The 23,517-nt window shown below is 71.2% G+C and carries 26 protein-coding genes; 21 read left to right on the top strand and 5 right to left on the bottom strand.

The features are described from left to right. Nucleotides 1-163: 163 nt before the first annotated feature. The 11 genes from EDF48_RS16470 (at nucleotide 164) to EDF48_RS16420 (ending at nucleotide 9,064) form a co-directional block, all read left to right on the top strand. A complete protein-coding gene (locus tag EDF48_RS16470; protein WP_131881347.1) occupies nucleotides 164-1,075 on the top strand; it encodes a zinc ABC transporter substrate-binding protein in 912 nt (303 codons plus the stop codon). A 47-nt stretch (nucleotides 1,076-1,122) separates the two neighbouring features. Further along, on the top strand, nucleotides 1,123-1,968 hold the full coding sequence (locus tag EDF48_RS16465; RefSeq protein WP_131881367.1) for an ATP-binding cassette domain-containing protein: 846 nt from the start codon (nucleotides 1,123-1,125) through the stop codon (nucleotides 1,966-1,968). Beyond that, nucleotides 1,968-2,933 (top strand): metal ABC transporter permease, encoded by a 966-nt coding sequence (locus EDF48_RS16460; RefSeq protein WP_131881344.1) that lies wholly within the window; start codon nucleotides 1,968-1,970, stop codon nucleotides 2,931-2,933. The genes EDF48_RS16465 and EDF48_RS16460 overlap by 1 nt, the downstream gene beginning before the upstream one ends. Continuing rightward, nucleotides 2,930-3,373, top strand: a complete 444-nt coding sequence (locus EDF48_RS16455; protein ID WP_123293457.1) for a transcriptional repressor — start codon at nucleotides 2,930-2,932, stop codon at nucleotides 3,371-3,373. The genes EDF48_RS16460 and EDF48_RS16455 overlap by 4 nt, the downstream gene beginning before the upstream one ends. A gap of 10 nt (nucleotides 3,374-3,383) precedes the next feature. Beyond that, complete coding sequence (locus EDF48_RS16450; RefSeq protein ID WP_131881342.1) at nucleotides 3,384-4,076, top strand: alpha/beta hydrolase; 693 nt, start codon at nucleotides 3,384-3,386, stop codon at nucleotides 4,074-4,076. A 230-nt stretch (nucleotides 4,077-4,306) separates the two neighbouring features. Beyond that, entirely contained in the window at nucleotides 4,307-4,543 is a 237-nt protein-coding gene (gene rpmB / locus EDF48_RS16445; protein WP_111085377.1) for a 50S ribosomal protein L28, read from the top strand. Then, nucleotides 4,543-4,713 carry a 50S ribosomal protein L33 gene (gene rpmG, locus EDF48_RS16440; protein WP_017886456.1) on the top strand — a complete coding sequence of 57 codons (171 nt, stop codon included), beginning with the start codon at nucleotides 4,543-4,545 and terminating at the stop codon, nucleotides 4,711-4,713. Before rpmB ends, rpmG begins: the two co-directional genes overlap by 1 nt. A gap of 2 nt (nucleotides 4,714-4,715) precedes the next feature. Then, nucleotides 4,716-5,021, top strand: coding sequence for a 30S ribosomal protein S14 (rpsN, locus tag EDF48_RS16435; RefSeq protein WP_111085378.1), 306 nt, complete (start codon nucleotides 4,716-4,718; stop codon nucleotides 5,019-5,021). A 278-nt stretch (nucleotides 5,022-5,299) separates the two neighbouring features. Beyond that, nucleotides 5,300-5,587 carry an HU family DNA-binding protein gene (locus EDF48_RS16430; protein ID WP_111085379.1) on the top strand — a complete coding sequence of 96 codons (288 nt, stop codon included), beginning with the start codon at nucleotides 5,300-5,302 and terminating at the stop codon, nucleotides 5,585-5,587. Nucleotides 5,588-5,795: 208 nt separating this feature from the next. Continuing rightward, complete coding sequence (locus tag EDF48_RS16425; RefSeq protein ID WP_131881340.1) at nucleotides 5,796-7,733, top strand: cytochrome c oxidase assembly protein; 1,938 nt, start codon at nucleotides 5,796-5,798, stop codon at nucleotides 7,731-7,733. Further along, on the top strand, nucleotides 7,730-9,064 hold the full coding sequence (locus EDF48_RS16420) for an AAA family ATPase (protein ID WP_131881338.1): 1,335 nt from the start codon (nucleotides 7,730-7,732) through the stop codon (nucleotides 9,062-9,064). The genes EDF48_RS16425 and EDF48_RS16420 overlap by 4 nt, the downstream gene beginning before the upstream one ends. A gap of 63 nt (nucleotides 9,065-9,127) precedes the next feature. On the opposite strand, the gene EDF48_RS19210 is transcribed toward EDF48_RS16420, so the two are convergent. After that, nucleotides 9,128-9,577, bottom strand: coding sequence for a DUF4383 domain-containing protein (locus EDF48_RS19210; RefSeq protein ID WP_165901145.1), 450 nt, complete (start codon nucleotides 9,575-9,577; stop codon nucleotides 9,128-9,130). Between the two features lie 337 nt (nucleotides 9,578-9,914). Here EDF48_RS19210 and EDF48_RS16410 point away from each other — a divergent pair, with 337 nt between their 5' ends. Beyond that, a complete protein-coding gene (locus EDF48_RS16410) occupies nucleotides 9,915-10,715 on the top strand; it encodes a phosphatase PAP2 family protein (protein WP_131881336.1) in 801 nt (266 codons plus the stop codon). A gap of 85 nt (nucleotides 10,716-10,800) precedes the next feature. After that, nucleotides 10,801-11,940: a CE1758 family FMN-dependent luciferase-like monooxygenase gene (locus EDF48_RS16405; RefSeq protein ID WP_123339972.1), complete on the top strand. Its 1,140-nt coding sequence runs from the start codon at nucleotides 10,801-10,803 to the stop codon at nucleotides 11,938-11,940. Between the two features lie 231 nt (nucleotides 11,941-12,171). Here EDF48_RS16405 and EDF48_RS16400 read toward each other — a convergent pair whose 3' ends face one another. After that, nucleotides 12,172-12,543: a multidrug efflux SMR transporter gene (locus EDF48_RS16400; protein WP_131881334.1), complete on the bottom strand. Its 372-nt coding sequence runs from the start codon at nucleotides 12,541-12,543 to the stop codon at nucleotides 12,172-12,174. A 1-nt stretch (nucleotide 12,544) separates the two neighbouring features. Continuing rightward, nucleotides 12,545-12,859 (bottom strand): multidrug efflux SMR transporter, encoded by a 315-nt coding sequence (locus EDF48_RS16395; RefSeq protein ID WP_123293830.1) that lies wholly within the window; start codon nucleotides 12,857-12,859, stop codon nucleotides 12,545-12,547. Between the two features lie 96 nt (nucleotides 12,860-12,955). On the opposite strand from EDF48_RS16395, the gene EDF48_RS16390 reads away from it, so the two are divergent. From EDF48_RS16390 to EDF48_RS16375, 4 genes are all read left to right on the top strand, one after another. Further along, the gene (locus EDF48_RS16390; RefSeq protein WP_165932435.1) at nucleotides 12,956-13,534 is read left to right on the top strand and encodes a TetR family transcriptional regulator C-terminal domain-containing protein; all 579 of its coding nucleotides are present in this window, start codon (nucleotides 12,956-12,958) and stop codon (nucleotides 13,532-13,534) included. Between the two features lie 234 nt (nucleotides 13,535-13,768). Then, the gene (locus EDF48_RS16385) at nucleotides 13,769-14,788 is read left to right on the top strand and encodes a permease (protein ID WP_123672144.1); all 1,020 of its coding nucleotides are present in this window, start codon (nucleotides 13,769-13,771) and stop codon (nucleotides 14,786-14,788) included. Further along, complete coding sequence (locus EDF48_RS16380) at nucleotides 14,775-15,611, top strand: TIGR03943 family protein (protein WP_131881332.1); 837 nt, start codon at nucleotides 14,775-14,777, stop codon at nucleotides 15,609-15,611. The genes EDF48_RS16385 and EDF48_RS16380 overlap by 14 nt, the downstream gene beginning before the upstream one ends. Beyond that, nucleotides 15,601-17,043 (top strand): hypothetical protein, encoded by a 1,443-nt coding sequence (locus tag EDF48_RS16375; RefSeq protein ID WP_131881330.1) that lies wholly within the window; start codon nucleotides 15,601-15,603, stop codon nucleotides 17,041-17,043. Before EDF48_RS16380 ends, EDF48_RS16375 begins: the two co-directional genes overlap by 11 nt. A 79-nt stretch (nucleotides 17,044-17,122) precedes the next feature. Here EDF48_RS16375 and EDF48_RS16370 read toward each other — a convergent pair whose 3' ends face one another. Continuing rightward, entirely contained in the window at nucleotides 17,123-18,169 is a 1,047-nt protein-coding gene (locus tag EDF48_RS16370; protein ID WP_131844763.1) for an NAD(P)-dependent alcohol dehydrogenase, read from the bottom strand. Between the two features lie 114 nt (nucleotides 18,170-18,283). After that, nucleotides 18,284-19,321, bottom strand: a complete 1,038-nt coding sequence (locus tag EDF48_RS16365) for a glycerate kinase (protein WP_131844762.1) — start codon at nucleotides 19,319-19,321, stop codon at nucleotides 18,284-18,286. 118 nt (nucleotides 19,322-19,439) lie between these two features. On the opposite strand from EDF48_RS16365, the gene EDF48_RS16360 reads away from it, so the two are divergent. Genes EDF48_RS16360 through EDF48_RS16345 form a run of 4 tightly spaced genes read left to right on the top strand, consistent with a single transcriptional unit; the run spans nucleotide 19,440 to nucleotide 23,462 of the window. Further along, a complete protein-coding gene (locus tag EDF48_RS16360; RefSeq protein ID WP_131881328.1) occupies nucleotides 19,440-20,567 on the top strand; it encodes an ABC transporter substrate-binding protein in 1,128 nt (375 codons plus the stop codon). Beyond that, nucleotides 20,564-21,667, top strand: coding sequence for an iron ABC transporter permease (locus tag EDF48_RS16355; protein WP_131881326.1), 1,104 nt, complete (start codon nucleotides 20,564-20,566; stop codon nucleotides 21,665-21,667). Before EDF48_RS16360 ends, EDF48_RS16355 begins: the two co-directional genes overlap by 4 nt. Then, nucleotides 21,664-22,467, top strand: coding sequence for a heme ABC transporter ATP-binding protein (locus tag EDF48_RS16350; protein WP_131844759.1), 804 nt, complete (start codon nucleotides 21,664-21,666; stop codon nucleotides 22,465-22,467). Before EDF48_RS16355 ends, EDF48_RS16350 begins: the two co-directional genes overlap by 4 nt. Continuing rightward, on the top strand, nucleotides 22,464-23,462 hold the full coding sequence (locus EDF48_RS16345; protein ID WP_131881324.1) for a hypothetical protein: 999 nt from the start codon (nucleotides 22,464-22,466) through the stop codon (nucleotides 23,460-23,462). Before EDF48_RS16350 ends, EDF48_RS16345 begins: the two co-directional genes overlap by 4 nt. Nucleotides 23,463-23,517 lie beyond the last annotated feature (55 nt).

The raw sequence follows: 23,517 nt of genomic DNA, 5'->3' as shown, positions 1-23,517 counted from the left end.
GTACCACCCACACGAACCATCCCCGGATCTCGAACCGACTAATCAGTCCAAGAACCGGGGACCAGTCCACAGCTGGCACCGGGCCTCCCGTCCGTCTGTCGTCACCACCAGAGCGCTGGTACCGGTTTTGACAATCGTTATCAGCAAGCGCTACCGTCGGAGCATGCACAACCGCCTCCTCGCCCTCCCGCTCGTCGCCGGCGCCGCCGCGCTCGCCCTGACGGGCTGCGCGACCTCCTCGGCCTCGGGCAACGCCAGCAGCGACGGGAAGATCGCCGTCGTCGCCTCGACCAACGTCTACGGCTCGATCGTCCAGTCGATCGGTGGCGACCAGGTGTCGGTCACGAGCATCCTGAACGACCCCTCGCAGGACCCGCACTCGTTCGAGTCGAGCGCCCGCACCCAGCTCGCGGTGTCGAAGGCCGACCTGCTCATCGAGAACGGCGGCGGGTACGACGACTTCATGACCACGCTCGACGACGCCTCGGACACCAAGGCCGACACCATCAACGTCGTGAAGCTGTCCGGCTTGGACAAGGGTGGCGACGCCGAGTTCAACGAGCACGTGTTCTACAGCTACCCGACGATGGTGAAGCTGGTCGACGACGTCACGAAGCGCCTGTCCGCGCTCGACGCGGGCGACAAGACCACGTTCGAGCAGAACGCCGACGCGCTCACGACGAAACTCGAGGGCCTCGAGTCCCAGACCGCCGACTTGAAGAAGACGTACGACGGCGAGGAGGTGGCGTACACCGAGCCGGTGCCGGGCTACCTCTTCGACGCGATCGGTCTCGACAACGTCACCCCCGAAGCGTTCTCCGAGGCGATCGAGGAGGGCGACGACGTCCCGCCGGCAGCCCTCAAGGACACCCTCGCGCTGTTCAGCGGCAAGAGCGTGGCGCTGCTCGCCTACAACGACCAGACCTCGAGCGCCGAGACCGAACAGGTCAAGAAGGTCGCCGACCAGGACGACGTCCCGGTGGTCGGTGTCACGGAGACGCTCCCCAAGGGGCAGGATTACGTCTCGTGGCAGCAGGCGAACATCGACGCGGTGAAGGCAGCGCTCCAGAAGTGACGACCTCGACCGCAGCAGCGGCGACCGACAGCCCGGCGACCACCTCGGTGGACGACCGGGCTGCGGCCCGTCCGGTCCTGGCCCTGCGCGACGCCGGACTGTCCTTCGGCGAGCGGAAGCTCTGGGGGCACCTCGACCTGGACATCGCACCGGGGGAGTTCGTCGCGGTCCTCGGCCCGAACGGCGCCGGGAAGACCTCGCTCCTGCGCACGGTGCTCGGGCAGCAGCGCCTGACGAGCGGCACGATGTCGTTCCTCGGCCAGCCCGTCCGTCGTGGGCACCGGAAGATCGGCTACATCCCGCAGCAGCGGCTCATGGAGGCCGGCACCCCCCTGCGCGCGCGGGACATGATCGCGCAGGGCGTGACGGGGCACCGGTGGGGCGTCCTGCCGACGTCGAAGGCCGACCGCGCCCGCATCGACCGGATCCTCGACGAGGTCGGCGCCACCGCGTTCGCGGACGCCCCGGTGGCCGAGCTGTCCGGCGGCGAGCAGCAGCGCACCCGCGTCGGTCAGGCCATCGCCGCCGACCCGGCACTGCTGCTGTGCGACGAACCCCTCATCTCACTCGACCTGCGGCACCAACGCGGCGTCACCGAGCTCATCGACCGGCAGCGTCGGCATCAGGGTGCCGCGGTGCTCTTCGTGACGCACGACGTGAACCCGATCCTCGACGTCGTCGACCGGGTCCTCTACATCGCCGGCGGCCGGTTCCGGATCGGTTCCCCCGACGAGGTCCTGCGCGCTGACGTGCTGAGCGACCTGTACGGCACCCCCGTCGACGTCGTCCGCACGATGGGCCGCATCGTCATCGTCGGCGCGAACGACGCGCACGACCACCACCACGGCGAGGTCGACCCGCACGCCCCGGCGTCGGACGAAGGGCGGATCTGATGGACGTCCTGTCGACGGTGTTCTCGTTCCAGGACTACGGCGAGCTCGTGGCCCTGGTGCAGAACTCGATCTGGGCCGGCGCGGTGCTCGGCATCGTCGGCGGGCTCATCGGCCCGTTCGTCGTCGCCCGGAACATGCCCTTCGCGGTGCACGGCATCTCGGAGCTGTCGTTCGCCGGCGCGAGCGCGTCCCTGCTGCTCGGTGTCAACGTCGTCACGGGCTCGCTCGTCGGGTCGGTGATCGCGGCGCTGCTCATCGGGGTGCTCGGCTCGAGGGCGCGTGACCGCAACTCGATCATCGCCGTGCTCATGCCGTTCGGTCTCGGGCTCGGCATCCTGTGCCTGGCGCTCTACAAGGGACGTGCGGCCAACAAGTTCGGGCTGCTCACCGGCCAGATCGTGTCGGTGGACAACCCGCAGCTGACGTTCCTCATCGTCATCGCCGCCATCGTGGTCGCGACCCTGCTCGTCATCTGGCGGCCGCTGATGTTCGCGTCGGTCGACCCCGACGTGGCCGCAGCCGCCGGCATCCCGGTGCGGACGCTCGCGATCGTGTTCATGCTCGTCCTCGGCCTGGCCACCGCGGTGTCGGTGCAGATCGTCGGCGCCCTGCTCGTGCTGTCACTGCTCGTCACCCCGGCCGCCGCTGCACTGCGGCTCAGCTCGCACCCGGTCGTCGTGCCGGTGCTCTCCACGGTGTTCGCCGTGGTGTCGGTCGTCGGTGGCATCCTGCTGGCACTCGGCGGCGGCCTGCCGATCAGTCCCTACGTGACGACCATCTCGTTCGCGATCTGGGTGGTCTGCCGGATCGTCGGGGCCCGGCGCGACCGCCGTGGACGCGATCGGGTCGTCCGCCGCGACCAGCGTGGCGGGGGCACACCGGGCCTCCCGTCCGGAACGAACGGAGCCGGAGCCGGAACCGGTTCCGGAACGTCAGCCGAAACGAAGGTGGGTGCACCAGCATGAACGCCGTGCAGAAGGTCAAGCGGAACACGTGGCAGCGCGAAGCGGTGCGCGGTGCCCTCGACTCCACCGAGGGGTTCGTCAGCGCGCAGGCGCTGCACCAGCACCTGCGGGACGAGGGTTCGACGATCGGCCTCGCCACCGTCTACCGGGCGCTCGCCGACCTGGCGACCGAGGGTGACGCCGACTCGTTGCAGCAGGACGGCGAATCGCTGTACCGGGCGTGCACGACGGACGCGCACCACCACCACCTGATCTGCCGGAACTGCGGCCGGACCGTCGAGATCGAGGCGGACCCCGTCGAGCAGTGGGCGCAGGACGTCGCCGCCGCCAACGGGTTCACGAACGCCAGCCACGTCGTCGACATCTTCGGCGAGTGCGCGGTGTGCACGGCATCTGCCGCTGCAGCCGGACCGCGGACCGGCGACGCCGACGGCGAGTAGCGTCCGCGCCATGCACGTCATCCTGGTCCCCGGGTTCTGGCTCGATGCGAGCGCGTGGGACGACGTCGCCCCGGTGCTGCTGCAGGCGGGCCACACGGTCGAGGCGATCACCCGCGACGGCGACACGCTCGACGAGCAGGTCGCGGCGCTCGTGGAGCGCCTGGACGACGTCGCCAGCCCGGACGAGCCCGTCGTGCTCGCCGGTCACTCGGGCGCCGGACCGATCGCGTACATGGCCGCCGACCAGCGGCCCTCGCTCGTCGAACACCTGCTCTACGTCGACACGTTCCCCGGTCCCGCCGGCGGCTGCGTGAACGACGAACTGCCCGTGGTGGACGGTGTGGTGCCGCTGCCGTCGTGGGACGTCTGGGAGCCGGCCACGGTGCGCGGGATGACGCCGGTGTTGCGGGAGTCCTTCGAGCACCGGGCGATCCCGGAGCCGGCCGCCGTGCCGTCCGACCGCTTCCACTACGCCGACGCCGCCCGGCACACGATCCCGGCGACGGTGATCACCTGTGAGATCCCGGCGACCGAGCTCGCGACGATGGTGGCCGACCACCAGACCTGGGCCGCGGAACTCGTCGCGACCGAGGAGCTCAGCATCGTCGGACTCGAGACCGGACACTGGCCGATGTTCACGGCGCCGCGCGAACTCGGGGAGCTCATGGTGCGTGCGCTTGCGACACGCCCGGAGCTCGCGTAAGCTCTTCCCTTGGTCCTCCACGTCCGCGTGGCGGACCCGTTGTTCCAAGCCCTCCGACCGTCGCGAACGCCGCGGTCGCGTGGTGTCCGTTCCCCCTTCGACAGGGGCTGCGGGTCTGGGCGGTGTGCACAACCCCCTCGCATGCACCACCTCGGTGGTCCTGCGCGTGCGCACCAGGCAAGTGAACTTGGGTGCGGCCGTCCGGTCGCACGGTACCTCAGGAGGAAACCATGGCAGCAGTGTGCCAGGTGACCGGCGCCGTTCCCGGCTTCGGTCACAACATCTCGCACTCGCACCGCCGGACGAAGCGCCGCTTCGACCCGAACGTGCAGAAGAAGACGTACTACGTGCCGTCGCTGCGTCGCAACGTGACGCTCAACGTCAGCGCTAAGGGCATCAAGGTCATCGACGCGCGGGGCATCGAGTCCGTCGTCAAGGACGTCCTCGCCCGTGGGGAGAAGATCTGATGGCGAAAAAGGGTCAGGACATCCGTCCGATCATCAAGCTCCGCTCGACGGCGGGCACCGGGTTCACGTACGTGACCAAGAAGAACCGTCGGAACAACCCCGACCGTCTCGTGCTGAAGAAGTACGACCCGGTGATCCGCAAGCACGTCGACTTCCGTGAGGAGCGCTAAGCATGGCGAAGAAGAGCAAGATCGCGAAGAACAACCAGCGTGCCGTCATCATCGCGCGCTACGCCGAGCGTCGTCTCGAGCTGAAGAAGGCCCTCGTGGACCCGAACGGCTCCGACGAGTCGCGTGAGGCCGCTCGCGTCGGCCTGCAGAAGCTGCCCCGCGACGCATCCCCGATCCGCTACCGCAACCGCGACGCGATCGACGGCCGCCCCCGTGGCCACCTGGGTGAGTTCGGCATCAGCCGTGTCCGCTTCCGCGACATGGCCCACCGTGGAGAGCTCCCCGGCATCACGAAGAGCTCCTGGTAAGCACTCGCAGTACCCGACGCCCCGTCACCTCCTGGTGGCGGGGCGTTCGCTGTGTCCGGGGTACAAGGGCGCCTCAGGGGTCACATCTGCCCCGTTGGACCCGCGACAAGCCCGGAAATCCGGGCGAGTCGGCTGAAAACGTCCGATGTGGCTGGTAGGTTCAACTCCGGTTCCGCCGGGCCCTCGGCCCACTGGCACCGTGGCACGGGGCAACCGCTCCGGGCGCCGGACGGCACGTCCGTCCGACCGATACTGCAAGAAGTCCGAGGAGGACATCCATGGCTGACAAGTCACTGAACCGCACCGAGCTCGTCGCTGCCGTCGCCGCCGAGTCCGGCCAGAGCCAGGCCACCGTCAACGGCGTCGTCGACGCGCTCTTCAGCGTCGTCTCGTCGTCCGTCGCGGACGGCACGAAGGTCACGATCCCCGGTTGGATCGCCTTCGAGAAGACGCACCGCGCCGCCCGCACCGGCCGCAACCCGCAGACGGGTGAGGCCATCGAGATCGCCGCGAGCGACTCGGTCAAGGTCAGCGCCGGCTCGAAGCTCAAGGCTGCGGTCAAGTAAGACTGTTCCGCGCATCGGGAGGGACGGCTTCGGCCGTCCCTTTCGTCGTTTCCAGGGTGCGTTCGGTGCGTCGGGTCGCGTTCGTCGGGTCGCGTTCGTCGTGTCGGGTCGCGTTCGTCGCGCTGCGTCGACCGGGAGGCCCGTGCCGGTTCCCACAGGTCGGCCCGGCCGGTTCGGTGGCCGGGTGGGCACCGCCTAGGCTTGACGGGTGAATCGGATCGCGCGCATCGCCGGTCCCGCCGTGCTCCTGCTCGTCGGGTTCGTGGCGCTGCTCACGGCACTCGTCATCGGCGGTGGTGCGAACGCAGCGCTGATCGCCGACCCCGGTGCCCTGGTCCGTTTCGGTCTGCCGATCTCCCGGTTGGTCGTGGACCTGTCTGCCGCTGCGACGATCGGCGGCCTCGCGTTGGCCACCGTCGGACTCTCGCGCTCCGGCCCGGAGTGGAACCGCGCCATCGACGTCGCGGCCGCCGCCAGCGGGCTCTGGACGGTGTCGTCCGCGGTCACCACCTTCTTCACGTTCCTGAGCGTCGCCGGCTCGAAGATCAGCATCGATGAGCAGTTCGGCCAGTCGATGGGCGTGTTCCTCACCGGCACGGACCTCGGGCTCGCCTGGCTCGTGACGGTGCTCGTCGCCGCTGCCGTCACGGTGCTCTGCTTCGCCGTCCGTTCCCGGGGCATGGTCGCCCTGACCGCCGGTGTCTCGATGATCGGCCTCATCCCGCTCGCGCAGCAGGGCCACGCCGCCGGCACCGCGAGCCACGACGCCGCCGTGACCGCCCTCGGACTGCACCTGGTCGGCGCCGCGCTCTGGGTCGGTGGCCTGACCATGCTCGTGCTCCTGCGCGGCGTGCTGCCCGGTGACCGCCTGGCCGTGGTCGTCGCGCGGTACTCGAGCATCGCGCTCGGGTGCTTCGTGCTCGTGGCGGTGTCGGGTGTCGCCTCGGCACAGATCCGCGTGGGTGCCCTGTCGAACCTGTTCACGCCGTACGGCACTCTCGTGCTGGTCAAGATCGGCGCGATCGTCGTCATCGGAGTCCTCGGTGCCGTGCAGCGTCAGCGTGCGATCCGCTCCCTGACCGAGGCGCCGGCACGGCACCGCCCGTTCTGGACCCTGATCGTGGTCGAGCTCGCCGTGATGGGCGTCGCATCGGGCTTCGCCGCGGCGCTCGGACGCACGGCCACGCCGGTCGACCAGATCGCGCTGAGCAAGACGGCCGACCCGAGCCCCGCCGAGCTGCTCACCGACGACCTGCTGCCGCACGCGCCCGGGGCCTGGGGCTGGCTGACGCAGTGGAACATCGACCTGTTCTGGCTGATGGCCGCCGTGCTGCTCGCTGCGACCTACGCGGCCGGTGTCGTGCGCCTGCGCCGCGCCGGGGTCCACTGGCCGGTGCGCCGTTCGGTGGCGGCGGCCCTCGCGATCATCTCGCTCGTGGTCGCGACGTCCGGTTCGCTGCACCAGTACGACCGGTTCCTGGTGTCGGCGAACGTCGGCGCGCACGTGCTGCTCGGCCTGGTGGTGCCGGCGCTGGTGTGGGCGGCGGCTCCCGTCGTGCTCATCCGGGCCGCGGTGCACCCGCGCGACGACGACAGCACCGGCGTGCGCGAGTGGACCGGTGTGCTGGTCGACAACGCCGCGGTCCGCTACCTGGTGCAGCCCTTCCCGGCGTTCCTGCTCGCCGCGGCGGTGTGGTGGGCGTACTTCGCCACCGATGCCGTCCGCTGGTCGGTGAGCGACTCCACGGGGCGCACGGTCATCGACGTGGGCTTCCTGCTCGTCGGACTCCTGGCGATGCCGACGCTCTTCACACCGGTCGCGGCCGGCCAGCAGTACCCGACCCGCGCAGCAGCGATCGTCCGGATCGTCGGGGCCGCGGTCGTCGCCGCCGGAGCGGTGTCGCTCGGCGTCGCGATGCGCGGGCCGCTCGGACTGCTGCAGGCGTCGTGGTTCGGGGCGATGGGGCGGACGTGGGGCCCCGATCCGCTCGTCGACCAGGCCCGTGGCGGGCTCGTGCTCGTGATCGCCGGGGTGCTGCTCCTGGTGGCGGTCGTCGTGGTGGTGCTCGTGCAGCTGCGGCGCGCTGGATCGGCGGCGCGCACGCTCGGAGCGGACGCGCGGACCCTCGAGCAGGACGCACGATGAGCGTCGAGCTCAGCGGCGAGCAGCGGGCCGTCTTCGAGTACATCGAGCACACCCGCGACCACGTCTTCATCACCGGTCGTGCCGGCACGGGCAAATCGACCCTGCTCAACCACCTGTCGTGGAACACCGAGAAGCAGGTCGTGATCTGCGCACCGACCGGGGTCGCGGCCCTGAACGTCGGTGGCCAGACGATCCACTCGTTGTTCCGCCTGCCGATCGGGCTCATCGCCGATGCCGAGCTGCGCCAGGGACCGGACACCCGCAAGCTCCTCAACACCATCGACACCCTGGTGATCGACGAGGTCTCGATGGTGAACGCCGACCTGCTCGACGGGATGGACCGCTCGCTCCGCAAGGCCCGCGGGCGGCAGTTCGAGGCGTTCGGCGGAGTGCAGGTGGTCATGTTCGGCGACCCGTACCAGTTGCCGCCGGTCCCGGGCGGTGCCGACGAACGCGCCTACTTCACCGACCACTACCGGTCGATGTGGTTCTTCGACGCCAAGGTGTGGCTCGAGGCGAAGCTGAACATCATCGAGCTCGCCACCGTGCACCGCCAGCGCGACGACGCCTTCGCCGCCATGCTCACGGCGGTGCGGCACGGCCGGGTGACCGCCGAGATCGCGGACCAGCTGAACACCGCGGGCGCACGGCCCTCGCCCGACGACGCCATCACCCTCGCCACCCGGAACGACACCGTCGCGCGCATCAACAAGGCGGCGCTCGAACGGTTGCCCGGCAAGGTGAAGACCGCGAAGGCCGACGTCAACGGCGACTTCGGCGGGCGGAACTTCCCGGCCGACGAAGCCCTCGAGCTCAAGCCCGGCGCGCACGTGATGTTCCTGCGCAACGACGCCGACCAGCGATGGGTGAACGGGACGCTCGGCATCGTCACGGCGATCCGTGACACGGTCTGGGTCGACGTCGACGGAGAGTCCTTCGAGGTCCAGCCGTCGGTGTGGGAGAAGTTCAAGTACTCCTACGACGCCGACAAGAAGGAGCTCAAGAAGGACACCGTCGGTGAGTTCCAGCAGTTCCCGTTGCGGCTCGCCTGGGCGGTGACGATCCACAAGTCGCAGGGCAGCACCTACGACCGCGCGGTGGTCGACCTGGGCAACCGTGTGTTCAGCGCCGGACAGACGTACGTCGCGTTGTCACGGCTGACGTCGCTCGAGGGGCTGTACCTGACCCGGCCACTGCGGCCGCAGGACATCATCGTCGACACGGACGTCCGACGCTTCATGTCCGAGGCGCCACGCATCGTCGCGACGGCACTCGAAGCCCGGAAGCCGGAGCCGGACGACGACCCCGACGACTCCGACGACGACGCCTGACGCACACACGACGACGCCCGCCTGCCGGAGCGGCAGACGGGCGTCGGGGAGCGTGTCGGTGCGTCAGGCGCGAGCCGCCGCACGCAGCGCGCGGAGGTTCTCCTTGTCGGCACCGAGCGCCGTCAGCAGCAGGATGACCCCGACGATCGCGTGGAACACGTTGTCGGTGGTGTTCAGCGCGAAGATGTTCGCCGAGGTGTTCACGAAGACGAAGCCGTAGACGGCCAGCACCACGAGCACGGCGCCGACGACCAGGTTGCCGTTCCGCGAACCGATGGTGGTGCCGAGCCCGGTGATGAGCAGGACCGCGGCGAGCAGCACCCAGATGAGGGCGAGCGGCGGGTTCACCCCGAAGGCGTTCCAGAGCATCCCGCCCTGGCGGCTGAAGAAGCCGGGGTCGCCGTCGGCGGCGAAGAAGAAGCCCAGGATGCCCCAGAGTGCGAGGACGCCACCGACCGTGAGCGCGAGGCCGCGGTTCGGTGAGGCGGTGATGCCCGGTTCCTTGATGGCCACTTCGGTCTCCTCCTCGTACACTGCCGACGCGACGTGCGTCAGTCCGGCGGTGCCCGCCGGACTGAGCGGCGCGGCACTGAGCGGCACAGCGCGGGATCCGCGGGTGACGGCCGCGCGGTTCCCAGCCTCCGGCCGGTGAGCCAACGGTATCGTGTCCGACCCCGACCGTCCGAATCGCAGCGCCGTCACCAGGCGTGCGACGAGACCGACGACGACCACTCCGAGGAGGACCAGCCCGGTGACCTTGACACCCGAGCGCAATGCACCGGAGTCGCGTGGACCAAGCGTCTCGCGGCGGTTGCGGTGGGGTGTGCTGGCGGCTCTGGGGTTCGTGATCGTGCCTTCCGTCTACGCGGCCGCGGTGCTGACGCCGGTGGGGCAGCGCATGGAGGACGCCGCGCTCGGCGGGGTCCGTGAGTCCGACCTGTTCAGCTCGGACACTGCGCTCAACGTCATCTCGGTGCCGGTGATCCTGTTGCTCGTTGTCGTGATCGTCGCGGTGGCGTTCGCCAGGCGACGGCTCTCGGTGGGGCTCGGCGCGGGTGCAGTGGTGCTCGCGTCGGCGGCCACCTCGACGCTCGTCAAGCGTATCGCCGAGCGCCCGGAGATCGCCCAGTCGACGACGCCGAACTCGTTCCCCTCAGGCCACGCGACCATCGCGCTGGCCGCACTGTTCGCCGTCCTGATGGTCACGCCCCGTCGCTTCCGGCCGATCGTCACCCTGCTCGGTGCCGCCTACGCGGTCTTCGTCGCCAACCAGACGGTCGTCTACGGCTGGCACCGGGTGAGCGACATCATCGGGGCGTGCGCGATCGCGATGTTCTGGCTCGGCGTCGTCCGGGCGTTCGGGCCGAGGGTCGACCGGGGACTCCGAGGTGACCGGGACGGCCGACGGGGACCGCGCCGGGTGGTCAGCGTCGTCCTGCTCGTCGCCACCGGGGTCACGCTGGCCGTCGGCGTCGCCGCGCTCGTCGTCGGCCTGACGGGGGACGGCGCTCACGACCACGCCGCGATCCTGATGGCCGGACGACTGGCCTCGAGCGCGAGCGTCCTGGCGGTGGTGACCGCGGTGTGGTTCCTCGACGGCATGCACCACGCGGCCCGGACCGACCCCGCAGCGCTGTCCGCAGCTCGCTGACGCCTGGTGGGAATGCACCGGCGTACGCTACGTTGTACCCAGCAAGTCGATGCAAACGCATCGATATCGCGAAAGGCGGCGCATCATGCAGTTCGGCATCTTCACGGTCAGTGACGTCACGACCGACCCCACGACCGGCACCACGCCGGACGACACCCAGCGCGTCCGCGACATCCTCACGATCGCGCAGCACGCCGACCAGGCCGGACTCGACGTCTTCGCCACCGGCGAGCACCACAACCCGCCGTTCGTCGCCTCGTCGCCGACCACGTTGCTGGCCTACCTCGCGGCGAAGACGAAGGACATCACGCTCTCGACGAGCACCACGCTCATCACCACGAACGACCCGGTGCGCATCGCCGAGGAGTACGCCATGCTCCAGGTGATCTCCGACGGCCGCATGGACCTCATGATGGGTCGCGGCAACACCGGCCCGGTCTACCCGTGGTTCGGGCAGGACATCCGCCAGGGCGTCAACCTGGCCATCGAGAACTACGCGCTCGTCCGCCAGCTCTGGGAGAACGACGTCGTCAACTGGCAGGGCAAGTTCCGCACGCCACTGCAGGGCTTCACCTCGACGCCGCGCCCCCTCGACGGCGTGCCCCCGTTCGTCTGGCACGGCTCGATCCGCACGCCCGAGATCGCGGAGCAGGCCGCGTACTACGGTGACGGCTTCTTCCACAACAACATCTTCTGGCCGATCCAGCACACCGAGCAGATGGTCGGGCTGTACCGCCAGCGCTTCGAGCACTACGGCCACGGCCGCGCGGACCAGGCCATCGTCGGTCTGGGCGGGCAGTTCTTCGCCCGGAAGAACTCGCAGGACGCGGTCAACGAGTTCCGGCCCTACTTCGACAACGCCCCGGTCTACGGCCACGGCCCCTCGATGGAGGACTTCGCCGCCCAGACCCCGCTCACGGTCGGTTCGCCGCAGCAGGTCATCGACCGGTACGCGGCCATGAAGGACCACGTCGGCCACTACCAGCGCCAGCTGTTCCTGGTCGACCACGCCGGGCTGCCGCTCAAGACCGTGCTCGAGCAGATCGACATCCTGGCCACGGACATCGTCCCCGAGCTCCGCAAGCTGAACGACGAGGGCCGTCCGTCCGACGTGCCGTCGAACCCGCCGAGCCACACGGAACGCGCCGCCGCGGCGCTCGCCGCCGGCACGGTCGGCAGCGACCACGTCGCCGCCGAGGACGAGTGGACGGGCGCCTCCGTCTGACGCTCCCAGCGCTCGGTTCGTGAGCAGGAATGGTCGAGTCCCGCGAGGTGACCCGACCTTTTCTGCTCACCATGCGGGGTGGGCGCGACCACAGGCGGACGGGAGGCACGGCGCCGGCTGGCACCGCGCCTCCCGTCCGCCCCGGCGCACGTCCACGGCGCGAGTCGCGAAAGCGACAGTCCTGCGGATGGCACTGCCGTCACCTTCGCGAAAGCGACAGTTGCCCGCCGATCATCGGCGGAGATCTGTCGCTTTCGCGAGCGGGGCGGCGGGCTCGGTGACCGGACGGGCCGGCACGAGCTTCAGGCCGACGACGCAGCCGACGATCCCGGCGATGAACAGCACGCGCAGCAGGGTGACGGGCTCGGCGCCGGTGGCCATGCCCCACAGCACCGTGAGCGCCGCTCCGGTGCCGGTCCACACGGCGTACGCGGTGCTGATCGGGATGTGCTTGAGGACGTAGCCGAACGCGCCCAGGCTGACCACGATCGTGATCGCGAACACGAGCGTCGGGCCGGGTCGGGTGAAGCCGTCGCTCTCGCCGAGGGCGGTCGCCCACACGGTCTCGAGCGTGGCGCTGAGGAACAGGGCGATCCAGGCCACCTCAGCTCACCACCTTGAGGCCGACGACGCAGGCGACCAGGCCGAACACGAGGCCGAGGCGTGCGAGCGACGCGGCTTCCTGCCGGCGCAGGATCGACACGACGACCGTCAGCGAGGCGCCGATGCCGACCCAGACGGCGTAGGCGGTGCCCACCGGGATCGACTTCATCGCGAACGCGAGCCCGACCATGCTCAGCGCCATGCCGGCGATGAACACGATCGTCGGCACGACCTTCTTGAAGCCGTTCGAGGCGCTCAGTGCGGTGGCCCAGACGGCCTCGAGCACGCCGCTCAGCACGAGGATGACCCATGCCATGACGATGTTCCCTTCGTTCGGTCGCATAGTCGCACGACTGTGCGATAACGACCTCGACGGTAGCACGAGTTCGTACGACTGTGCGAGTATGGCGTCGTGGCCAGGAGCATGGACGTCGAGCAGCGGCGCCGCACCGTGTCCGAAGCGGCGTGCCGGGTGCTCGCCCGCGACGGACTCGGGGCGCTGAGCGTCCGGAACGTCGCGGCGGAGGCCGGGCTGCCGCCGAGCACCGTCCGCTACACCTTCCCGACCCAGGCGAGCGTCCGGTCGCACGCGCTCGAGCTCGTGTTCGACGCGACCGCGGCCCGGATCGACGCCGTGCCCGCGGACCTGCGGGGCACGGCGTACGCGCACGCGGTCCTGCTCGAGCTCCTGCCCCTCGACGAGGAGCGACGCATCGAGCTCGACGTCTACCTGGGCCTCGGCACGGCGGCGCTGACCGACACCGAGCTGCGGCCGTTCCACGACCGGGTCGTCGACGAGATGCGGGAGTGGTGCGGGCGGCTCCTGCGGGCGCTCGGGGTGCCGGACGCCGACGTGCCCTACGAGACCCGGCGGCTGCACGCCCTGGTGGACGGGCTCGCGATGCACATCGTGCGGGTCGATCCCGGGGGTGACGCCTCGTGGGCGATCGACACGCTCGACCGGCACGTGGCGGGCATCGCCCGGGGCTGACTGCGGCACGGTGCGCTTGCACGGTGCCGGGTTCGCGGGCCGGTGCGGCGTTGTGGCTGGCGGTTGAGCACGTGCACGGTGCCGGGTCCGCGAACCCGTGCGTCGTTGGTGGCTCCGTGCGGCGCTCCAGGCCTGCACCGAGCGAGCAACCCTGCACGGGGTGAACGAACTCGCACGGTGCGCAGGCGGCCGCGCGCGGACCGCCACGCAGCACGCGTCGCCTATCCTTTCCGGGTGACGACGACCACGCCGCCGCAGCAGCGCTCCCGCTCCCGTTCCCTGACGGGCCCGGGCCTCGTGCTGCTCGCCGTCGTCGTGCTCCTGGGGATCCGGCTGCTGTCCCCGAGCATCGGGACCGCCGGCCTGCCGGACGTCGTGCAGGACTTCCTGACCCTGGCGATCAGCGTGGTGGTCGAGTCGCTGCCGTTCGTGGTGCTCGGCATCGTGCTGTCGATCGTCGTCGAGGTGTGGGTGCCGGTCGGTGCGCTCGAGAAGGTCCTGCCGCAGAACGCCTTCGGCCGCCGCGCCGTGATCTCGCTGATCGGCATGCTGTTCCCGGTGTGCGAGTGCGGGAACGTGCCGCTCGCCCGCGGCCTGATGATGCGCGGGTTCACCCCTGCCGAGGCCGTCACGTTCCTGGTCGCCGCGCCCATCCTCAACCCGCTCGTGATCATCAGCACCGCGCAGGCGTTCGGCTGGTCCGGCTGGATCCTGCCGGTCCGGATCGTCGGCGGCTTCGTGATCGCGAACCTGGTCGGCTGGATCGTCGCCGCGCACCGCCGCCCGGCCGACTTGCTGCTGCCCGCGTTCGAGGCCCGCTGCCGCGCTGCGATCGGCGCACCACGGAGCCGGAACCGTTGGCGGGAGAGCGCCGCGCAGTTCGGCGGCGAGACCGCGACGATGATGCCGGCCCTGTTCGTCGGCGCCGGCCTGGCTGCGGCGATCCAGGTCGCCGTGCCCCGTTCGACGCTCGTCGCGATCGGCTCGAACCCGGTGCTGTCCGTCGCGGCGATGATGCTGCTCGCGATGACGGTGTCGCTCTGCTCGAACGTCGACGCGTTCTTCGCACTGTCGTTCGCCTCGACGTTCCTGCCCGGGTCGATCACGGCCTTCCTGATCATCGGGCCGATCATCGACGTGAAGATGATCGCCCTGCTCCGCACGACGTTCCGGGTCCGGTTCCTGGTGCTGCTCGCCGTCGTGTGCGTCCTGTTCGCCGGCGCCGTGGGATTGGTGATGAATGTCCTCGTCTGACGCACGCAGCAGCAATGCTCCGGCCTACCTCGGGCTCGGGTCCGTGCTGGCGGTCGCCCTGTGCACGCTCTGGCTCGCACTGGTGGGCCACCTCGACCTGTACATCAACCCGCGGTACTCGGTGTTCACGATCGTGCTCGCCGCCGTCGCGGTACCCGCCTCGATCGCGGGCCTGGTGGTCATCGCACGCGGCCACGGCCACACCCACGGTGACGACGCGGACGAGCACGAGCACGAGCCGGACCACGACCACGGGCGGCGCGGGCCCGGCCGTGGTCGCGCCGTCCGACTCGCGCTCGGTGGAGCGGCCGCGATCGTCACGGTCGGGGTCACCGTGTCGATGTTGGTCCTGCCCCCGACGACGCTGTCCGCCCGCACCGCGCAGCAGCGGAGCGTGGACTCGGCGACCCTGTCGAACGCGACGGGCTCCGAGGCGGCGGTCTCCCTGCTCGGCAGCGGGGGCGTCGACACCTCGGAGTACGGCGTCAAGGACTGGGCGGCGCTGATCCGGCAAACCACCGACACCACGGCCCTGGTCGGCAAGCAGGTGCGGCTGTCCGGCTTCGTCGTGCCCGGCGAGGGCGGCTCGTTCACCCTGACCCGGTTCGTGATCAGCTGCTGCGCCGTGGACGCCCAGCCAGTCGGCCTCGGCGTGGTGACCGAGGGCGGCGACCGTACCGAGGCGGAGCCCGACGAAGGGCAGTGGGTCACGGTGACCGGCGCACTCGCGGCGAACCCGGACCAGTCCGCCGACGCCCGCATCGTCATCAAGGCCGCGAAGGTCACCGAGATCGCGCAGCCGAAGGACCCGTATGAGTACTGAGACGGGCACGAGTACTGAGACGGGCACGAGTACTCAGCGCACGGACCGCCGCCCGGTCACGCGCCGGTTCCATCGCCGGTACCTCGCCGTCGTGCTCGTCCTGGCGGTCGTCGCCGCGCTCGCCGCCGTCGTCGGGTCGCAGCAGGGGCCGCGCCTGCGCGACGTGTCGTACGACGCCACCGGCCTGGTGTCCCGTCCGGCGCAGCGGGTGATCCTGACGGCGAACCAGGCACTGCAGCAGGTGTCCGCCGACGACGTCCGGGTCACCCCGGCGGCCGCGCACACCGTGACCTCGAGCGGCAACACGATCGCGGTCGAGTTCGCCGGACCCCTGGCCTACGACCGCGACTACACGGTGACCGTCGCGAACGTCCGGGCTCCGGGGCAGCGTGCCACCGCGGACCTCACCGCCGCGATCCGGACCGGCAGCACCGACGTCCTCGCCCTCGTGCCCGGAGCCGACGGCGCGAAGGACCGCATCGTCAGCCGTTCCCTCGACGCCGGGGGCGCGACCACGGTGTACCAGGGCGCCGACATCTCGGAGTACGCCCGGCTCGGACGGTCGCTGGTGGTCGTCAGCGGCAGCGACGCGAGCTCCTCGGTCGACGTGGTCGCGCTGTCCGGCGGGGTGCAGGACCCGGACGCCCCCGTCGAGCACCTCACCCTGCCGTCCTCGCAGGGTCGGGTCACCGCGCTGCACGTCGCCGACGACGCGGCCTCGTTCGGGTTCGAGTACGCCGACACGTCCACCGGGCAGTCGCGGAACACCGGTCTGTACGTGGTCGACATGACGGGCACGCACCTGCCCACCGCGATCGCCGAGGACGGGAAGCCGCAGACGGGCGCCGTGCCGATGACGGTGGGGCAGTGGGCCTACGTGCCCCGGACCGAGAGCGCCCTGGTGCGGACGGGCAGCGACGACCTGGTGCTCGTCGACATGAGCGGCCGTGCCGACCCCGTCCGGCTCGGCAGCGCCACGTACCTGCACGGGTTCGTCGGCTCGGGCACCACGGCGGTGGTCGAGACCGGCACGGGCATCGAGCGCCTCGACCTGACCGACGGCGCGAAGACGGCGTTGCGGGTGCCGGCCGCGAGCACCGACGCGGCGGTGCTCGGCAGGATCGCCCCACTGACGGACGACACGTACCTGCGCGTGCTGGGGGACGTGCGGTCGGACGGGACCGTCTCGGCACGGATCGTGCGTGTGGACGGTGGGCGGGCCTCCCGGCTGCCGGTGACCGTCCCCGACGACGCGAGCGTCACGGCGGTCTGCCCGTCCCCGAACGGACAGTTCGTGGCGGTCGCGACGAAGTCGGCGACCGACGAGCTGGTGAGCATCGTCGATGCGACCTCCGGTGCGCTCGAGGCGAGCATCGACGCGGGTTCCGTCGACTGGTGCGGCGCGCTGCCGTCCGGCGACGAGGTCGGCTGACGGCCCGACGGACAGACACACACAGACGGGAGGCCCGTTGCCGGCTGGCAACGGGCCTCCCGTCTGAGCATGGTGACGACTACGCCAGCGTGGCCGCGTCGATCACGAAGCGGTAGCGGACGTCCGAGGACAGCACGCGCTCGTAGGCCTCGTTGATCTGGTCGGCGCTGATGAGCTCGGTCTCCGGCAGGATGTCGTGCTCGGCGCAGAAGTCCAGCATCTCCTGGGTCTCGCGGATGCCGCCGATGGCGGACCCGGCCCAGCTGAGCCGGCGCGGGATCAGGGCGAACGCCGGGACCTCGAGCGGCTCGGACGGAGCGCCGACGTTGACGAGCGTGCCGTCGACCTTGAGCAGGCCGAGGTACGAGCCCATCGGGATCTTCGCCGACACGGTGTTGATGATGAGCTCGAAGGAGTTCGCGAGCTTCTCGAACGTCTCCGGGTCCTTCGTCGCGTAGTGGGCCTTCGCGCCGTAGCGGAGCGAGTCGGCTTCCTTCGACGTGGTCTGCGACAGGACGGTGACCTCGGCGCCGAGGGCAACGGCGATCTTGACGGCCATGTGGCCGAGGCCACCCATGCCGACGACGGCGACCTTCGTGCCGGGGCCGGCCTTCCAGTGGTGCAGCGGCGAGTAGGTGGTGATGCCGGCGCAGAGCAGCGGCGCGACCTTCTCGATGTCGAGCGACTCGGGGACGCGGAGGACGAAGTCCTCGTTCACGACGATCGCCTGCGAGTAGCCGCCCTGGGTGATCGAGCCGTCGGCCGGGTCGACGCTCGTGTACGTGCCGATGTTGCCCTTGAGGCAGTACTGCTCCTCGCCGGCGACGCAGTTCTCGCACTCGCCGCAGGAGTTGACCATGCAGCCGACGCCGACGCGGTCGCCGACCTGGTGCTTGGTGACGTTCTCGCCGACGGCGGAGACGTGGCCGACGATCTCGTGGCCGACGACCTGCGGGTACTGAATCTGGCCCCACTCACCGCGGACGGTGTGGATGTCCGAGTGGCAGATGCCGGCGTAGGCGATGTCGATCTCGACGTCGTTCGCTCCGACGTCACGACGGGTGATGGTGGTCTTGACGAGCGGCTCGGTCGCTGACGGTGCCGCGTACGCGTTGACGGTGCGCAATGATCTCCTCGTGGGGGTGCGTTGCGGGCCGGTTCCGGCCCGCACCCAGTCTGATGGAGCGCGCCACAGCGTGGGAGGTTCCAATGGGGCTCCCCAGTGCGGGAATCGGAGTGGTCAGGCCAGCCGTGCGAGGCGCTGGCCCGCGATCGTGGCGAAGCGCAGCGGGTCGGCCAGGGCGTCGTCCGGTTCCCCGGTGGTCTGCGTGGCGAGGACGGTGAGCGAGGCAGCGGCGGCGTAGTCGTCGAGCGAGGCCTCGATCGCGCCGGCGACGAGCATCGACCGGGCGCCGGGGGCGTGCGTCGCCGTGAGCGACCGCACCACCGACGGGACCTTGCCGGCGGCGGACTGGCCGTCGTACCGGCCCTCGCCGCTGATCACGACGTCGGCGCCGGTGAGCCGATCGGCCAGCCCGAGCACGTCGGCGATGCCGTCCGCGCCGCGGGCCAGGGTCGCACCCCAGACGAGCAGGCCGAAGCCGACGCCACCCGCGGCGCCGGCGCCCGGGCTCGCGGGGTCCACCGAAGGGAAGCGGGCGGCCCAGGCGGCCAGTCGCTCGTCGAAGAATGCGACGCGCGAGGGCTCGATCCCCTTCTGCGGCCCGAACACGGCAGCCGCGCCGGTCGGGCCGAGCAGCGGTGAGGTCACGTCGGTCAGGACGGTGACGCCGAGCGGTGGGAGGGCACGCAGCGCGTCGTGGTCGGCGTCGTACCCGAGCGCCTCGAGCACGGGCCGGCCGCCGTCGGTCGAGGCGCTGCCGCCGATGCCGAGCACGAGCCCCGTGGCGCCGGCGTCGAGCGCGGCGGCGATCGCCTCGCCGAACCCCCGGCTCGTCGCGGAGTCCGGCAGGAGTTCGTCGAGCAGCGGGAGGCCGCTCGTCGCCGCGAGCTCCACCACCGCACGGCCGTCGGGCAGCATGAGCCACCACGTCTCGACGGGGGTGCCGGCGGGCCCGGTCACGGTGACGGGGACCCGGACCGCACCGGGGACGGCGGTCGCGAACGCCTCGAGGGTGCCCTCGCCGCCGTCGGCCATCGGCACGAGCACCACGTCGTCGTCGGGGCGTTCGGTCAGCCAGCCGTCGCGGACCGCCTGGGCGACGGACGCCGCGGTCGCGGTGCCCTTGAACGAGTCCGGAGCCACCACGATGCGCACGGGACCACCGTAGCGGGGAGACGGCGACACGTGCTGGACAAGGTAGGCAAGGCTCACCTAAGTTAACGGTTAGGTGAGGCTCACCTAACTTCACGAACCAGCACTCGGGATCATCTCCATGTCGTCACTCCGTCGCGCCCTCTCGGCTGCAGCGTCCGCCCTCGTCGTCCTCGCCGTGGCGACCGGCTGCACCGGCGGCGGCACCGGTACCGCGGGCGCGACGCATGCGGCGGGTCGCGGGACGAGCGCGACGGACCCGGCCGCGAGCCTCCAGGCCATCGCCCCGGTGACCGACGCGAAGGACGTGACCGGCGAGCGCACCGCGACCCTGGCGACGGACCTGCCGCCGACGGCGAGCACGGTGGACGAGCCCGAGCTGCCCGTCACCGTCACCGACAACCAGGACACCGAGGTGACCGTCACGAGCGCGGACCGGATCCTCGCGCTCGACATCTCCGGCACGCTGTCGTCCACCGTGTACGGCCTCGGCCTGGGGGGCCACCTGGTCGGACGGGACGTCTCGACCGGCTTCGCGGGCACCGAGGACCTGCCGCTCGTCACCCAGAACGGCCACGAACTCTCCGCCGAGGCGATCCTCGCGCTCCGCCCGACCGTGCTGCTGACCGACACCTCACTCGGACCGTGGGACGTCGTCCTGCAGATCCGGAAGGCCGGCGTCCCCGTCGTCGTCCTGGACCCGCACCGGGACACCACGAACACCGACGCGATCATCGAGCAGGTCGCGACCGCGCTCGGCGTCCCGGCGACCGGCGACCGCCTGGCCGCCGAGGTGCACGCGCAGGAGCAGGCCGTCGCCGCGCAGGTGGCCCGGATCGCGCCGTCGGCTCGGGCCGACAAGCTGAAGATGGTGTTCCTGTACGTGCGGGGGAACGCCGGGATCTACTACCTGTTCGGCAGCGAGTCCGGCGCCGACTCGCTCATCGACGCCGTCGGCGGGCGGGACGTCGCGACGGAACAGGACTGGACGGGCATGCGCCCCGTCAACGCCGAGGCGCTCGTCGCGATGCAGCCGGACCTCGTCATCATGATGACCAAGGGGCTCAAGTCCGTCGACGGCGTCGACGGACTGCTCCAGCGGGTCCCCGCGATCGCGAAGACGCCCGCGGGTGAGCACCGCCGCATCGTGGACATGGCGGACACGACGGTGATGAGCTTCGGGCCGCGCACGCCCGAGATCGTGGCCGCGTTGGCCGCGGCGATCTACGGTCCGGCGGACGCCTCATGACCGTCCGGGAGGAACGGATCGCGCCCGCCACGCACGTCCCCGCAGCACCGGCGGTCACGTCCAGGTCGCGGGTCGGCCGCATCGCACTCCTCACCATCGGGCTCGTGGTGGCGCTCGTCGTCGCGACGCTGGTGTCGGCGAGCGTCGGGCAGCTCGGGATCTCGCCCGCCGAGGTGCTCCGGACCGTCGGCCGGTCGCTCGGGCTGCCCGTGGACGGTCCCGCCGACGACCTCGTCACCCAGGCGCTGTGGACGATCCGGTTCCCGCGCGTGGTGATGGCGCTGCTGATCGGTGCCGCGCTCGCCGCGGCCGGTGTGCTCATGCAGGCCGTGTTCGCGAACCCCCTGGCCGACCCCGGCGTCGTCGGGGTGTCCGGCGGCGCGGCGTTCGGGGCCTGCGCCTCGATCGTGTTCGGGCTGCAGTTCGCCGGGTACTGGACGACGCCGCTGATGGCCTTCGCCGCTGGCCTGGTCGCGACGCTGCTCGTCTACGGGCTGTCCCGTGCCGGTGGCCGCACCGAGGTCGTCACGCTCCTGCTCACCGGCATCGCCGTGAACGCGTTCACCGGGGCGGGGCTCGCCTTCCTGACGTTCCTCGGCGACCAGCAGGCGCGCGAGCAGATCGTGTTCTGGCAGCTCGGGTCCCTGAACGGCTCGATGTGGGACCAGGCCGCAGCGATCGCCCCCGTCATCGGTGCGGGCCTCGTCGGCGCCGTCGTGCTGACGCGTTCGCTCGACCTGCTCGCCCTCGGTGACCGGGCCGCGCGGCACGTCGGGGTGCGGGTCGAGGCCGTCCGGGTCGTCGCGATCGTCGTGGTCGCGCTGCTCGTCGGCGCAGCGGTCGCGTTCGCCGGCATCATCGCGTTCGTCGGGCTCGTCGTCCCGCACCTGATGCGGATGGTCATCGGCCCGGCGCACGGCCCGCTGCTGCTCGTCTCGACGCTCGGCGGCGCCCTGCTCCTGACGATCGCCGACCTGCTCGCGCGCACCCTGGTGCCGTACGCGGACCTGCCGATCGGCATGCTGACCTCGCTCGTCGGCGGACCCTTCTTCTTCTGGCTCCTGCGCCGTGCGCGCCGACGGTCGGGAGGCTGGGCATGATCGAGACGAGTGCGGTCGGCGCCGTGGTCGCCTCCGGGATCGGCGTCGTCATCGACGGACGACCGCTGCTCGCCGACGTCGACCTGACCGTGCGCGCGGGCGAGGTCCTGGCGCTCGTCGGTCCGAACGGTGCCGGCAAGTCGACCCTGCTCCGGGCGATCGCCGGTGACCTCGCCCACAGCGGCACGGTCGCGATCGACGGCGTGCGCACCGGCGGCGAAGCACCGCTCGCGACCGCTCGTCGGCGCGCCGTGCTCGAGCAGGACACCGCGGTGGCCTTCGGGTTCCGGGTCGGCGAGGTCGTCCGGATGGGCCGTGCTCCGTGGCGGGGGACCCCGCGAGCGGTCGACGACGACACCGTGGTCGCGCGGGTGCTCGACCAGGTCGAACTCGCCGACCGGATCGACCAGGCGTTCCCCTCGTTGTCGGGAGGGGAGCGAGCCCGGGCCTCGTTCGCCCGGGTCCTGGCGCAGTCGACCCCGGTGCTCCTGCTCGACGAACCGACCGCCGCCCTCGACCTGCGGCACCAGGAGGCCGTGCTGGCCGTCGCCCGCGCACACGCCCGGGCCGGCGGTGCCGTCGTCGTGGTGCTCCACGACCTGAGCCTCGCCGGGGCGTACGCCGACCGCGTCGCCATGCTCGCCGGCGGTCGGATCGTCGCCGATGGCACCCCCACCGACGTCCTGACCGCCGACCGCATCGGCACCGTCTACCGGCACCCGGTCACCGTCGTGCCCGATCCGAACACCGGCACGCCCGTCGTCGTGCCGTCCCGAACCCTCCAGGAGGCCTCCTCGTGACCACCCGCACCCGCCCGCTGCGGCTCGCGCTCGCCGGACTGCTCGTCGCGCTCAGCGCCGGGGGAGCCGCCCTGGTGGGCGTCGCCCCCGCATCGGCAGCCGGCCGTGTCAGCGTCGCGATCGAGGGGCACCCCGCGGTCACGAACCAGGTCGACTCGACGTACCTGACGACGCTGCGCCTGCGCGGTTCCGGGTTCCAGGGCATCAAGAACGGGTACGGCGGCATCTACGTGGCGTTCGGCACCGTGAACGGCACCTGGCAGCCGAGCAAGGGCGGGGCGACGGGCGCGGACTACAGCTACGTGCCCGACGACGAGTCGAACCCCACCGGGTACCTCGACTTCGTGGCCTTCGAGGGCAGCACCACCGCGTCGGCGGCGAACGGCGGCACGGTCGACTCCGCCACGGGCACCTGGTCCGCGACCCTCAAGGTCCCCGGTTCGACGTTCCAGGCGCTCGACCGGAACGGCGCCGCGAAGACCGTCGACTGCACGGTCGTGCAGTGCGGGATCATCACGATCGGTGCGCACGGCGTCGCGAACGCGAACAACGAGTCGTTCACACCCGTCTCCGTGCAGAACCTGTACGGCAGCGGCGGCACGCTGGCCGGTGGCGGCACCAGGGCGACCACCGGGCAGGCGCCGGACGACACGACGGACGCGGGCAGTGCCTCCCGTCCGTCCGCCGAGCCGACGTCCGAGGCGAGCGGCGACACCCGCGCGGCCGCGAAGCCGTCCGCGCGGTCGACGGCGAAGCCGAGCGCCACCGCGGAGCCGACCGCGTCGGCGACCCCCACCGTGCCGGCCGGGGCGACCCCCTCGGCGGTGGCGGCCGCGGCTGCCGACGGCTCCGCGGGCGGGATCGACCCGGGCGTCCTGCGGATCGTCCTCGGCGGCCTGTCCGCGCTCGTCGTGGCCGTCGCGGCGCTCGTCGTCTTCGCGATCGTGCACTCCCGCCGCACCGCACGACGCACCGCGACCGACGTCGCGCCGTAGGACCACCGGACCCGGGTGCTCACAGGGGGCGCCCACATCGAGAGGGAAACACGAA

It is taken from the genome of Curtobacterium sp. PhB191 (assembly GCF_004346515.1).
Classification (GTDB): domain Bacteria; phylum Actinomycetota; class Actinomycetes; order Actinomycetales; family Microbacteriaceae; genus Curtobacterium.
This window is presented reverse-complemented; position numbering and strand designations above follow the sequence as displayed.

Excerpts from the sequence above, each read along its gene's own strand:
- EDF48_RS16470 (WP_131881347.1), top strand. The coding sequence starts at position 164 with ATGCACAACCGCCTCCTCGCCCTCCCGCTCGTCGCCGGCGCCGCCGCG.
- EDF48_RS16460 (WP_131881344.1), top strand. The coding sequence starts at position 1,968 with ATGGACGTCCTGTCGACGGTGTTCTCGTTCCAGGACTACGGCGAGCTC.
- EDF48_RS16455 (WP_123293457.1), top strand. The coding sequence starts at position 2,930 with ATGAACGCCGTGCAGAAGGTCAAGCGGAACACGTGGCAGCGCGAAGCG.
- EDF48_RS16450 (WP_131881342.1), top strand. The coding sequence starts at position 3,384 with ATGCACGTCATCCTGGTCCCCGGGTTCTGGCTCGATGCGAGCGCGTGG.
- rpmB (WP_111085377.1), top strand. The coding sequence starts at position 4,307 with ATGGCAGCAGTGTGCCAGGTGACCGGCGCCGTTCCCGGCTTCGGTCAC.
- rpmG (WP_017886456.1), top strand. The coding sequence starts at position 4,543 with ATGGCGAAAAAGGGTCAGGACATCCGTCCGATCATCAAGCTCCGCTCG.
- rpsN (WP_111085378.1), top strand. The coding sequence starts at position 4,716 with ATGGCGAAGAAGAGCAAGATCGCGAAGAACAACCAGCGTGCCGTCATC.
- EDF48_RS16430 (WP_111085379.1), top strand. The coding sequence starts at position 5,300 with ATGGCTGACAAGTCACTGAACCGCACCGAGCTCGTCGCTGCCGTCGCC.
- EDF48_RS16420 (WP_131881338.1), top strand. The coding sequence starts at position 7,730 with ATGAGCGTCGAGCTCAGCGGCGAGCAGCGGGCCGTCTTCGAGTACATC.
- EDF48_RS16405 (WP_123339972.1), top strand. The coding sequence starts at position 10,801 with ATGCAGTTCGGCATCTTCACGGTCAGTGACGTCACGACCGACCCCACG.
- EDF48_RS16395 (WP_123293830.1), bottom strand. The coding sequence starts at position 12,859 with ATGGCATGGGTCATCCTCGTGCTGAGCGGCGTGCTCGAGGCCGTCTGG.
- EDF48_RS16380 (WP_131881332.1), top strand. The coding sequence starts at position 14,775 with ATGTCCTCGTCTGACGCACGCAGCAGCAATGCTCCGGCCTACCTCGGG.
- EDF48_RS16375 (WP_131881330.1), top strand. The coding sequence starts at position 15,601 with ATGAGTACTGAGACGGGCACGAGTACTGAGACGGGCACGAGTACTCAG.
- EDF48_RS16360 (WP_131881328.1), top strand. The coding sequence starts at position 19,440 with ATGTCGTCACTCCGTCGCGCCCTCTCGGCTGCAGCGTCCGCCCTCGTC.
- EDF48_RS16355 (WP_131881326.1), top strand. The coding sequence starts at position 20,564 with ATGACCGTCCGGGAGGAACGGATCGCGCCCGCCACGCACGTCCCCGCA.
- EDF48_RS16350 (WP_131844759.1), top strand. The coding sequence starts at position 21,664 with ATGATCGAGACGAGTGCGGTCGGCGCCGTGGTCGCCTCCGGGATCGGC.